The sequence below is a fragment of the Desulfuribacillus stibiiarsenatis genome (assembly GCF_001742305.1).
In the GTDB taxonomy this organism is placed as follows: Bacteria; Bacillota; Bacilli; order Desulfuribacillales; family Desulfuribacillaceae; genus Desulfuribacillus_A; species Desulfuribacillus_A stibiiarsenatis.
In genome coordinates, this window is the sequence record NZ_MJAT01000004.1 from 89,940 (window position 1) to 102,348 (window position 12,409).

The window sequence follows — 12,409 nt, forward strand, 5'->3', positions numbered from 1 at the left end:
ACCCATATTATATAAAAGACTTGTGTTCAGATGGAGTTTTGAAATTATTATTATGGGAGGTCTATAAATGTTTGAGAAATATGTGTCTCTTGTTCAAATGTTTTTACCAAACGGGGGTCAATTAATTTATGCCAATCAACAGCCGGCTATACAATTAGCAGATGTTGATGGTGATGGATATGCAGAGGTAGTAGCAGGCTACCGATTACAAAACGAAATGTATATCATTGTATTGAAATGTACTTTTCCACAGTGGCGTGTGATTGCAAATGTAAAAGGAAAAGGCTATGCCATAAGCTATTTAGGTTCAGCGCCAATCTCAAACTGTAATGCTTGCAATATTATTATCGGCTGGCAAATGGGGACGAATTGGTCTGAGCTTGCAATCTATGAATGGAAGAATCATAGACTTCAGAACACACTTACAACACCGGTTATATTCAGTTGCCTAGATATTGTGAGAAAACAGGTTTCCTGCGGAGACGTAGACCGTATAGCATTATGGATGCATGATACTGGTGAGGCATATCTAGTCGATGTCTATCAATGGTCAGACGGTAAGCTTGTACTTGCGACGAACGGTGTACAGCATTACTACAAAGGTCTAGTAGACTATTATCAGAATCTAGTAAAAGAAATGCCAGATTCCCAAGTGTACTGGTATTATCTAGCGGAGAGCCAATATAGGGCAGGAATGGGAGGGCAGGCATTAGCATCTATTGAGCGAGTCTTGCAATTTGATAGCCCATATCCTTCAGAAGAAACTGCCAAAGATTTAAAGAGAAGAATCTTAAGCAAAGAACCTATAGATTGCGCACAAGAAGAAGCTATGGAAGAAATGTGTGAAGTGAACGACAGGGCGATACAGGGCTATGCTGTATCCGTAAAAACCACAGCCGGCCAGAAGTGGGGATATATCAATACTGAAGGGAACTACATCATAGAGCCTCGGTATGAATATGCCATGGACTTTCAATGCAATGGATTAGCCGTTGTACAAGTGGATAATTTGAACGGATTGATCGATGAAACAGGCAACTTCGTCGTGGAACCGAAATATAGCATGATTTCGGAGTTTGCAGAACAGCGCGCCGTTGTATCTGACCACCAAGGCTATAAAGTGATTGATGAGACGGGCAAGGTTTACACTTCTGAATCGTATGATTATATTGATAACTTCTCTGAGGATCGAGCAGTATTTACTGCGAAGAATGGCGATGGAGATTTCCGCAATGGGTACTTAAATCGGGAAGGTCAAGTTGTCATTCAACCGCAGTTTATGACAGCATACTCCTTTAAAAACGGAAAAACAGTCGTGCAAAAGAGCGAGAACGAGTTTGCATTAATTGGTCGTAATGGGGAGCTATATCAGACCTATCCATTTGCTTTCGTGGGTCCTATCGGAGACGGAATGATGGGATATAAAGCAACTATGGACGGGAAATATGGATATATCGATGAAAAGGGTACGATAATTATTGAGCCTAGATTTTCAGGTGCGTTACCTTTTGAGAATGGCCGTGCGATAGTAAATGCGTCCGATAATTACACGAACCGTTATGGACTGATTGATAAGACGGGTAAGTTTATAGTTCAGCCAGAATATAACGATATTATAGAGCTAGGAGAGGGCCGGTTGGCTTTAGGTAAGGCAATTGATGCAGAAGCGCCATACCAAGGCTCAGTGTATGCGATTGCGACAGTGGACGGTAAGCTACTGACAGAGTTTCAGTATTACAACGTATTAGATTATAAAATGGGTGTTGCCTCGGTCAATGACGGGCATAAGACGTTCTTCATTAAAACCGACGGAACCATAGCGGAGGATTTGCCAATCATTGATGGTTGTGGCTCCCTCGTCTTAATGGAATGCGGAAATCTAATCAAAGTAATCATGGATATGAGGGTGTACTTCATTAACCGTGCAGGGGAATTGGTATGGAAAGAGAACAATATAATTCCTTTAACACCACCATATCGAGTGATAGAGAAAAAGTATAAACCGAATAAGGATTATTTAGTATACTATCCACAAGTAGAAGGCGTACAAAAGCCGGCAGTGCAGAGCAAAATCAATAAAAGGCTGCAGGAGTTATCGCAAATTAAACCGATTAAACCAGATGTTAAGCTCGACTATAATTACACAGGGGACTTTGCAGTAGAATTTTTCAGAAAAGATTTACTAGTCTTAGAGCTAAACGGTTATGAATATCCGTTCGGTGCTGCCCATGGAATGCCAAATAAGACCTATGCGAACATAGATTTGAAAACTGGTGCCTTTTACCGATTAGGTGATTTATTCAAAGCAAATAGTGACTATGTAAAGGTCTTAAGTGATATTGTCGAGGAACAGATTAAGAACGATCCAGAGTATTCGTATGTGTTCCCAGGCACTTACAAAGGAATTTTCACGAATCATCCGTTCTATATAGATCTGAAAGCTCTTTACGTATATTTCGCACCATACGAAATTGCGCCATATGCAGCGGGATTCCCTACATTTAGAATACCATTCACGGAAATCGACACAATCATTAATAAAAAAGGTGACTTCTGGAGATCATTCCATTTTCCTAAAAAGCCAAATACCAATGAATCATAAAACAATATAAATTGCTTACAATAGAGAATGTTGATATAATTTATTAAAATGGATTCAGGAGGAACGTTATGAGTGAGAAATTTCGGTTAATTACACGCAGCGATTTTGACGGGCTTGTGTGCGCGGTACTACTTAAAGAGATGGATTTAATTGACGATATTAAGTTTGTGCATCCGAAGGATATGCAGGATGGCATCATTGAGGTTTCTAACCGCGACATTTCAACGAATCTTCCGTATGTGGAAGGTGTTTATTTAGCATTTGACCACCATTTAAGCGAGACGATACGTGTGGGTGGACAACGCAATAATCATATTATCGACGCGGACGCACCTTCGGCTGCTCGTGTAGTGTATAATTATTACGGTGGCAAAGTCCGTTTCCCGAACATTTCTGAAGAAATGATTTTGGCGGTTGATAAAGCAGATTCTGCGCAGTTCTCCATGGAGGACGTCATCCACCCACAAGGCTGGGAGCTTTTAAGCTTTCTAATGGATGCACGTACGGGGTTAGGTCGTTTCCGTGATTTCCGAATTTCGAACTATGAGCTCATGATGCAGTTAATTGATTATTGCAAAGATAAGCCAATCGAAGACATCTTACAGCTACCAGATGTCAAAGAGCGTGTAGATTTGTTTTTCCAATACGAAGAAATGTTTAAAGAGCAGCTTCGCAACAATTCAAAAGTTCATGGCAATGTCCTTGTCATTCACTTAAAGGACGAAGAGATTATCTACCCTGGTAACCGTTTCGTGCCGTATGCATTGTTCCCTGAGTGCAATATATCAATCCATGTACTATGGGGCTTAAAGAAGCAAAACACTGTATTCACTGTAGGTAAGTCGATTTTCGACAGATCTTCTCAAGTGAACATTGGAGAAATCATGCTACAGTACGGCGGTGGCGGACATAATAATGCGGGAACTTGCCAGATAGCCAATGAATCAGCGGATCAAATCTTAGCGGAAATTATTGAGAAAATTCAAGATAAATAAGAACGGTGATAACAGTCTCGCGATCGTGGGACTGTTTTTGCCATGTTGAGGAGGTGTACGATGTTAGAGTTAACGGAAGAAAGAGTCGTCCCTAAACTTATGAAGCCAACCAACGGAATGCTACTAGAGCATTTGGCAAGATATTATTTTGCTACTCCTTATATATATGGTAGAGTCCTTGATATCGCATGTGGAGCAGGCTACGGATGCCACATGATTGCGAAAGAACGGAAACGAGAAGTGACGGAGGTGATCGGAGTTGACATTGACCCTATCACAATCCGATATGCGAACCGAGAATATAATCATCCCAAGATCGAGTTTCGAGTAGGGGATTGTACCGATCCGAACCTTCCGGAACAACTGGGAATGTTTGAGACGATTATCAGTTTCGAAACAGTGGAGCATATTGAGGATGACCAACAATTTATTGAAAACGTATACCAGATGCTTTCCCCAGGAGGGAAGTTTATTATTTCAAGTCCTTTCGGACAAGGCAGAGGGAAACCAACGACGGAGCCTTTTCATGTGCATCAGCTTACACAGCAGGAATTTGAAGAGTTATTTACAGCTTTCTCATCCGTAGAGTTCTACTATCAGAGGGGTGTAACCTTTGAGAAAACGCAAAGAGAAGGTGTAAAGTATTATATTGGTATGGCAGTTTGCACAAAATAATAAAGAATAGCAGAGAACATTAGTAATTCATTAGTAACCCTACAGGGAAGAAATGAGCTAGCTATAATAAAATATATAAATGTAAGAAATGAGGATGAATCCACTGACAGATTTTAAAGCCTTAGGAATTCAAAGCGCAATATGTCATGCATTAAAGGCGCATGGCCTTGTAAAGCCTACACCTATTCAACAACGTGCAATTCCTGTAATTTTAGACGGGAAAGACGTAATCGCTCAAGCGCAAACAGGTACGGGCAAAACATTAGCTTTTGTACTACCAATATTAGAAAAGATTGATATTGAAAGCAGTCATGTACAAGCATTAATCGTCACACCAACTCGGGAGTTAGCGATTCAAATTACAACAGAGATTAAAAAGATGATTGAGAATTTAGAAGGTCTAAACGTTCTATCGGTGTATGGTGGACAAGATGTAGAGGCGCAATTGAAGAAGTTAAAGGGCGCTCAACACGTGGTAGTCGCAACACCTGGTAGATTGTTAGATCATGTGCGAAGAGGATCGATTCAACTACATACAGTTAAAATGCTGGTACTCGATGAAGCAGATCAAATGTTACATATGGGATTCCTACCAGAAGTCGAGGATATTATGCATGAGCTATCAGACGATCGGCAAACGATGCTTTTCTCTGCTACCATGCCGCAACAGATCCGCTCACTAGCGAAAAAATATATGATTAAACCAGAGGATATCCGTGTAAAAACAACACAAATCACGGTCAAAGATATTAAGCAATTAGTGATTGAAACTACCGACCGTGCGAAACAAGCAACCCTCCGACAGCTCATCGAACAATATAGACCGTACATGGCAATTATATTTTGTCGTACGAAACGTAGAGCTAGCACCCTAAACGAAGCATTGATTGGATTTGGTTACGCATCGGACGAGCTACATGGGGATTTATCGCAAGCAAAACGTGAGTCAGTCATGAAAAGCTTCCGTGACGCGAAACTGCAATTACTCGTGGCCACAGATGTGGCGGCTCGTGGCCTTGACGTAGAAGGAGTGACACACGTATTCAACTATGATATCCCTCATGATACAGAAAGCTATATTCATCGTATCGGGCGAACGGGAAGAGCTGGTGGCAAGGGGTTAGCCATCACGCTTGTCGCACCTAAAGATAAGATGTACTTGGACATTATCGAGAAGGGCATTGATATGCAAGTAGAGCGGCATAAGGTTCAGTTGCCAAAAGAACAAAGTATGCAGCAGCAACGAAGCCAACGACCTGATGGTGATAATCAGAGTGCCAACCGAAGTGCTAATCGAAGTGCTAATCAGGGAACCAATCGAATAAAACCACAACGAGCTAGTGGGAGAAATAAAACAGAAAGCCCTACGATGACGTATGATGAAAGACGAGCAAAGAATATCCAAAGGAATAAAGAGCGCAGAAAAGGTTCTCGTTGAATTTCCTTATTAGAGAAAATTAGTGAAACATTCTATCAATCTCCAACGTCTTAACTCTCAGAAATAATCAAAAAAGGATGATTGATTGTATGAGAAATATATTGAAAAATAAAACAATGGTATTGGTAATACTCGTTTTACCAGTGCTGTTACTCACTGCTTGTGGTGGAGTATTGAATACAAATACGAAAACGGATCCGTTTCAAGATGTCGATAATATGGGAGCAGTCTATGCCTTAGCACTTGATGCGTATATGGAGATTGATAAACATGTCAATGAAGGAATGCAGTATATAGCTTTAGATGTTGTATTGCCAGAAATCACTGAAGAGGAAGAGCAATACATTAAGAATCACCTAAAGAAATACAACGCTGAAATCAAAGAAATGACATTTGAGGAATTAGTCAACCAAGGATTGTTTAGCCAGGAGACGTATTCATTGGAAGGCGTTTATCTAACATTAGAAGAAGCAGAAGAAATCGGTGAGAATGAATGGTTGATACATGGCACGAAATTCCGCGGCGGCATGGAGATTAACCCGATGGAAGCCAAAATTAAATTTGAAAATGGCCAATGGAAGGTCATTTCATCAGAAATTAAGTTTATTTAGGCTAATATTAGTAGCAGCATTTAACATTATAGAGGTCGAATTTGCCCCTATTACTCGAAGAGTAATAGGGTATTATTTTTTGTATTGTAAGAAAATCAACGATAGGCAATACATGGGTACTCTTTCAATATAAAAGTAAGCTATAAAACTCTAACTTACACCCCTAAAACAGATGATATAAAGGGGTGTTAATAATTTGTATAAATAATTTGGAGGCGCATATTTTGAAAAAGTTTTTTGTGTTTTTATTAATCGGCTGCTCTAGCTTACTGCTTATAACTAGCTCAATAATGTATGAAAACAACAAAACTAATAATTCAAGAAAAATAATTGTCTCTCAAGATCAGCCAGTTTCTAATAATATTGATGATATAATTAGCTCTGTAGAATATGTTGTAATTGGTGAGTATACTAACTTTCAAGAAAGTTGGAATATGGCAAGAAGTAAGGATAGGAAAAAAGGTGCAGATGACGTAGTAGTAACAGGTAGACTATATGATTTTAAAGTTGATGAATATATAAAAGGTATTGATAAAAGTAGAATATTGGTAAATTTATTATATAGTTATTCAGATAAAATAATAGGGTTAGAAAATGAGATAGTGGATGACTATTATTATCAACCGATAATTGGGGAGAAAGTAGTATTATTTCTTAACAAAGATAAAGTATTTAATAATTTTTACCCCGCAATTCATCCTTATGAATATATCGTAGGAGATGACCATTTAAGAATCAAAACAAAAAACAAGGTAATAAGCGATACTTTTATCAATAAAGAGTTAAGTATATCTGTTCTTAAAGAAAAGACAAAAATTAAATAGATTGCTAGATTATTGGCAATAAAAGAAGTTTGGTATCCAGACATGCTGGTTACCAAACTCTTTTCATATATCCATAAATTTAAACTACCTTAGTCGTCCATTCTTCGCAATTCCATACATGGGTTACCACATCACGGTAAAATTCTGGTTCGTGGCAGATGAGGAGAATACTACCCTTGTATTCCTTCAATGCGCGCTTTAATTCTTCCTTCGCATCCACGTCTAAATGGTTGGTAGGCTCGTCTAGTAATAATAGGTTCGTCTCTTTATTGATAAGCTTGCACAAGCGCACTTTCGCTTGTTCTCCACCACTTAGTACGACAACTTTGCTTTCGATGTGCTTTGTAGTAAGTCCACATTTTGCTAAGGCAGCACGGATTTCACGTTGCTCCATTGCCGGGAACTCTTGCCACACTTCTTCGATGCATGTCTTATAATTCGCTTCACGGATTTCCTGCTCAAAATATCCAAGGTGTAGATAATCACCGAGCTGAACGTCTCCGGAATATGCTGGAATCAGACCGAGAATGCTTTTTAACAGAGTTGTCTTACCTAGACCATTGGCTCCTACTAATGCAATCTTTTGGCCGCGCTCCATATATAAGTTCAATGGTGATGAAAGTGGAGCATCGTATCCGATCACTAAATCCTTCGTTTCAAAGATCATCTTGCCGGTTGCTCGTGCAGGTAAGAACTTAAATTCTGGCTTTGGCTTTTCCTTCGCTAGCTCAATAACATCCATCTTATCAAGTTTCTTCTGTCTCGACATTGCCATGTTTCTAGTGGAAACGCGCGCCTTGTTACGAGCAACAAAATCTTTTAATTCGTCGATTTCTTGTTGTTGTTTTTTGTAAGCTGACTCTAGCTGCGATTTCTTCGATTCATAAATATTCATGAAGTTATCGTAGTCGCCGACATAACGATCTAAGCATTGATTCTCCATGTGGTAGATTAAGTTAATAACACTGTTTAAGAACGGAATGTCATGAGAAATCAAGATAAAAGCGTTCTCGTATTCTTGTAAATAGCGTCGTAACCAATCAATGTGAGATTCATCTAGATAGTTAGTAGGCTCGTCTAATAAAAGGATGTCTGGTTTTTCTAGCAGTAATTTTGCCAACAATACTTTTGTACGTTGACCACCACTTAGGTCTTGAACTTCACGATCGAGTCCGATGCTGCTTAAACCAAGGGCTCTCCCAATTTCCTCAACTTTAGAGTCAATAATATAGAAGTCGTTACTTGTAAGGATATCCTGAATATTACCCATATCCTCTAGCATCTTTTCTAGTTCCTCTGGTGTTGCGTCGCCCATCTTTTCGCAGATTAGGTTCATTTCTGTTTCTAAATCAAACAGGTATTGAAATGCCCCTCTAAGAGCATCGCGGATGGTCATACCTTGCTCAAGTTTTGTGTGTTGATCGAGGTATCCAACACGTACGCGTTTCGCCCATTCGATTGTTCCAGCATCAGGCTCAAACGTACCAGTAATAATATTCATAAATGTGGATTTTCCTTCGCCGTTTGCTCCAATTAAGCCAACGTGCTCACCTTTTAAAAGACGGAAGGAAACGTCATTAAAAATTGCTCGGTCTCCAAAACCGTGGCTGAGATTTTTTACCGTTAAGATACTCATAATCGAACCCTTTCTATTTTCAGTTTCATATTTTATAAAGCGTCAATGCTTGAACGATTTTTTTAGACATGCCCATACATTATATACGATATTGGCGGACTAATAAATGGTTTTATATTGGGTAGAATTGCAGATTAATAGATGCTTAATAATTGTATCCCAAAATCCTTTAAAGATTTACGTTTCTGCTTATAGTCAGGAATGATTGTTTGAACAAAGCTCCAAAAATCCTTAGAATGGTTCATATGCTTAAGGTGTGCTAGTTCATGGACTAGTACATAATCAAGTAGTGGTAAGGGCGCCGTCATTAAGCGCCAGTTTAAATAGATCACGCCATTACTTGTGCAAGAGCCCCAACGCTTTTTCTGTTCTTTAAAAGTAACGCTCTTTGGTTGTACATGCATTAAGGGGCAGTATAATTCTAGGCGGTCCTTCAATATTGTCTGACCTTGTAAGATATACCACTGCTTCAATAAGCATTTGATTGTTTCAGTCCGCTCGTACTTTGTCAGATCAGGAGGGATGGCAACATAGAAATGCTTGTCCTGAAATACGAGGGAAGGCTTTTTCTTTGATTGCGACAAAGGACGGACTGTCTGGGGGAGAATTGTTAACGGATAGTCTTCACCTAAGTAAGGAAATAGCTCGCCAGTGATATATTGTTTCGAATCGATTAATTGCGTTGCTTGCTGAATTGCAGATAGTTTTTTGGCGATCCAAGAGCTTTTCTTTTGCAAGACGCTATTCAGCGACTCCATGGTAATGCTCCTTGGCGCTGTGACGGTAACACCTTTCGTAGGATCAATGGAGATAGTGATATTTTTAATTATAGGCTTTTTGATTAAAATATACGGAATGGTCGTGTCTCTGTATTGGATGGTTGTAGTCATTAAGTTACTCCTTTGTAAACAGCCCGAAGCGTAAGATAAGCATCTGCATGACAAAAATATAAGGCATCAATAGTATAAGATATCATAAGTCGATAAACTATATTGAATCATAAGGTATATAGTAAGCTTACAATGAACAATAGAAAAAAACCATAATCGATTGGTGCGATTACGGTATTTTTACTATACATAAGTAAAGGTTTGCCCTATAGTTAGTGAAGAATTTCCAAATCTTACGGAATGCAGATCACTAAGCCTACAGGAATACGGTTCGGGTCGACGATATGAGGATTTAGATTAGCCATGATAGACTCGACGGTAACGTTATATCGAGTTGCGATTTTATATAAAGTATCGCCAGGCTGCACAATATAGTAACGGTCGGAAGGGCAGTGAACTGGAATTGGTTTTGGCATACATATCTTTTGACCAATTTGTAAAGCATCTGGATTTACATTTGGATTTGCTCGAACGATTGCATCGACAGATAAGCCATAACGGTTTGCTAGACGATAGAACGTATCACCTGCTTGAATTGTATAGCTTTGGTTTTCTGGACATGGATCAAGTGGCAGGCAAATAGTTTGCCCGATTTGTAAGTTATCTGGATCTATCTTAGGGTTGAAATGTAGGATGTTATCCATAGGAATATGGAAACGCTTAGATAATAGGAAAATCGTGTCCCCAGAGCGGATAACGTATGGCACTCCCATTTTACAATAGTCAGTCTTTTTATCTTTATGACTATGGTCGTCATATGTGTAATACATGCAAAATGCCTCCATTCAATATACTTCCGATAGGTTGCAATAGGTGTTTGCATATCTCGGAATACTACATGATATTAAATGGAATGCATTAATGTGAATTATTTTCAGGATAAATTTGATCTCAGCGGCGTTTACTAAGACTCCCACTCTATAGTGACGCCAAGCTTCACCACAAGGGGTACAGGCGAAATAAGTTATCTTAATAATTTTTTTACAGGGCTATAAATGTAACGCAGAATTCATCTTGAAAAATAGTCCTTGTAAGAGTCCTAGGCATCTAATAGAATAGGATAGATGAAATTTAAGGAGGTTAATCAATGGATAGCTCAGTCATTCTTTCAGCAATTTTATCGCCGTTCATCCTGTTTTTTATTCTGGGTTATCTAGTCATCGGGTTACGCTCTGATATCCGGTTCCCACCTGCTATGAGTCAGGGAATGATGATTTTCTTATTGCTTGCAATTGGCTTAGGAGGAGGAGTGAAGGTCGCCGATGCGATTGCGAATAATGCATCTCAGTTAACACTGCTGGTATCAAGTACGATATATGCAACCCTTGCAGGTGCGTTGATTGCGGTAGTCGCGTTCTTTGTCACGTATAAATTGATTCGTTTAGACGCAACCAATGCCGGTGCCATTGCCGTTCATAACGGCGCTGTTAGTACGGCGACGATGATTCTAGGACTTGCATTCTTGGCAGAAATGCCGTACACAGAGATTCCGTTTGCGGTGGTTCTGTATCCTTTCATGGATGTACCTGCGCTAGTTACGGGTATTACTTTAGGTACTGTTTTCGCTACGCGTGACGGTGTAACGACGAAAGGAAAAAGCGATAACACAATTGGCAAGATTGTACTAGAAAGCCTTGCTGGCAAGGGTGTTTTTCTAATTATTGCTGGTGTCATTATTGGAGTGATTTCAGGAGTATTCTCGCCGAAGTCTACAACGGAAGTTATGAATTTATTTGATGGTTTATTCAAAGGTGTGCTATGCCTATACTTAATGGAAATGGGTATGATTGCAGCCTCTCGACTAGGAGAGCTGTGGGAAATTCGCAAGCAAGTGGGGAAGGTTGTTGTGTATGCGGTTATTTTCCCATTTGTCATTGGTCCTGCGCTATTGTTGATTGGTTGGGCGATTGGTTTTGATCCATATTTAGCGGTCTTTGTTGCTATTATAGGTGCTTCTTCTTCATATGTGTCGGCTCCGGCTGCGTGTCGTGCTGCTCTACCAAAGGCTAACCCTTCGTTGTATGTTGGACAATCCCTTGGGATTATATTTCCGTTGAATGTAATTGTGAATATACCGTTTGTGTTATTGCCACTGAGTCGTTTATTATATCAATAGAAGACACCAATAAGTTAGGGGCGGGTTTTTGTGACAATATCATTTTTTCCTATGAAGAAAGTCGAAATTGTAGTTGAGAGAACGCAGTTGAAGAAGGTAACGAAGCTCATTGATAGCTGTGGTGCTGTAGGCTATACGATTTTCCCTAATGTCGATGGAAAAGGGACGAGAGGAATACGTGAAGAGTCAATCAACATGTTAGATGTGATGCAAAATGCTATGATTATAACGGTTGTTTCGGAAGAGAATGCAATGGAAATTGTCGAGGGATTACAAGATATCTTCGAAACATATTCAGGGATTGTATACGTAACGGACACTCAGGTAGTCCGAAAGAATCATTTTGAAAAGAAATAGAAAAAAGGACTCTGCCAATGAACATGCCCCTGTCAAGTAGACAGTAGAAAAAACAAAAGTATTATGGCGTCAATCATTAGTTATGGTTGACGTTTTTTCATGCTCTTCAATCCATTTATTCCACGGTCCTGTTGACATGGGGCCCTTGTACCCTCTGGACTCCCGTTTCTTGGGCGGAAGTGATACTAGATCATTATTGGCTTCCGCCGTCAGTATTTTACCAGAGGGTACTATCCCATATAAACAGGCTTTCGCGGCATAAATT

Annotated in this window: 11 protein-coding genes; 8 read left to right on the forward strand and 3 right to left on the reverse strand. The window is 39.6% G+C overall.

Going from position 1 to position 12,409, the window contains the following annotated elements; all coding sequences use genetic code 11:
• Positions 1 to 67: 67 nt before the first annotated feature.
• The 6 genes from BHU72_RS03440 (at position 68) to BHU72_RS03465 (ending at position 7,145) form a co-directional block, all read left to right on the forward strand.
• On the forward strand, positions 68 to 2,602 hold the full coding sequence (locus tag BHU72_RS03440) for a WG repeat-containing protein (protein WP_069701240.1): 2,535 nt from the start codon (positions 68 to 70) through the stop codon (positions 2,600 to 2,602).
• 68 nt (positions 2,603 to 2,670) lie between these two features.
• Positions 2,671 to 3,597, forward strand: coding sequence for a DHH family phosphoesterase (locus BHU72_RS03445; RefSeq protein ID WP_069701241.1), 927 nt, complete (start codon positions 2,671 to 2,673; stop codon positions 3,595 to 3,597).
• A 60-nt stretch (positions 3,598 to 3,657) separates the two neighbouring features.
• Positions 3,658 to 4,272 carry a class I SAM-dependent methyltransferase gene (locus BHU72_RS03450; RefSeq protein WP_069701242.1) on the forward strand — a complete coding sequence of 205 codons (615 nt, stop codon included), beginning with the start codon at positions 3,658 to 3,660 and terminating at the stop codon, positions 4,270 to 4,272.
• 94 nt (positions 4,273 to 4,366) lie between these two features.
• Positions 4,367 to 5,710, forward strand: a complete 1,344-nt coding sequence (locus BHU72_RS03455; RefSeq protein WP_069701243.1) for a DEAD/DEAH box helicase — start codon at positions 4,367 to 4,369, stop codon at positions 5,708 to 5,710.
• An 89-nt stretch (positions 5,711 to 5,799) separates the two neighbouring features.
• Positions 5,800 to 6,321 (forward strand): hypothetical protein, encoded by a 522-nt coding sequence (locus BHU72_RS03460; protein ID WP_069701244.1) that lies wholly within the window; start codon positions 5,800 to 5,802, stop codon positions 6,319 to 6,321.
• A gap of 224 nt (positions 6,322 to 6,545) precedes the next feature.
• Entirely contained in the window at positions 6,546 to 7,145 is a 600-nt protein-coding gene (locus tag BHU72_RS03465; protein ID WP_069701245.1) for a hypothetical protein, read from the forward strand.
• Between the two features lie 79 nt (positions 7,146 to 7,224).
• Here the strand turns inward: BHU72_RS03465 and BHU72_RS03470 are convergent, their stop codons facing one another.
• The 3 genes from BHU72_RS03470 to BHU72_RS03480 all read right to left on the reverse strand — a co-directional run bounded on the left by BHU72_RS03470 (position 7,225) and on the right by BHU72_RS03480 (position 10,441).
• On the reverse strand, positions 7,225 to 8,781 hold the full coding sequence (locus BHU72_RS03470) for an ABC-F family ATP-binding cassette domain-containing protein (RefSeq protein ID WP_069701246.1): 1,557 nt from the start codon (positions 8,779 to 8,781) through the stop codon (positions 7,225 to 7,227).
• A gap of 134 nt (positions 8,782 to 8,915) precedes the next feature.
• Positions 8,916 to 9,671, reverse strand: coding sequence for a M48 family metallopeptidase (locus BHU72_RS03475; protein WP_069701247.1), 756 nt, complete (start codon positions 9,669 to 9,671; stop codon positions 8,916 to 8,918).
• Positions 9,672 to 9,904: 233 nt separating this feature from the next.
• Positions 9,905 to 10,441, reverse strand: coding sequence for a LysM peptidoglycan-binding domain-containing protein (locus tag BHU72_RS03480; RefSeq protein ID WP_083248235.1), 537 nt, complete (start codon positions 10,439 to 10,441; stop codon positions 9,905 to 9,907).
• A gap of 317 nt (positions 10,442 to 10,758) precedes the next feature.
• Here BHU72_RS03480 and BHU72_RS03485 point away from each other — a divergent pair, with 317 nt between their 5' ends.
• Both BHU72_RS03485 and BHU72_RS03490 read left to right on the forward strand, forming a co-directional pair.
• A complete protein-coding gene (locus tag BHU72_RS03485) occupies positions 10,759 to 11,787 on the forward strand; it encodes a sodium-dependent bicarbonate transport family permease (RefSeq protein WP_069701248.1) in 1,029 nt (342 codons plus the stop codon).
• 30 nt (positions 11,788 to 11,817) lie between these two features.
• Positions 11,818 to 12,144, forward strand: a complete 327-nt coding sequence (locus tag BHU72_RS03490; protein WP_083248236.1) for a P-II family nitrogen regulator — start codon at positions 11,818 to 11,820, stop codon at positions 12,142 to 12,144.
• Positions 12,145 to 12,409: the final 265 nt, after the last annotated feature.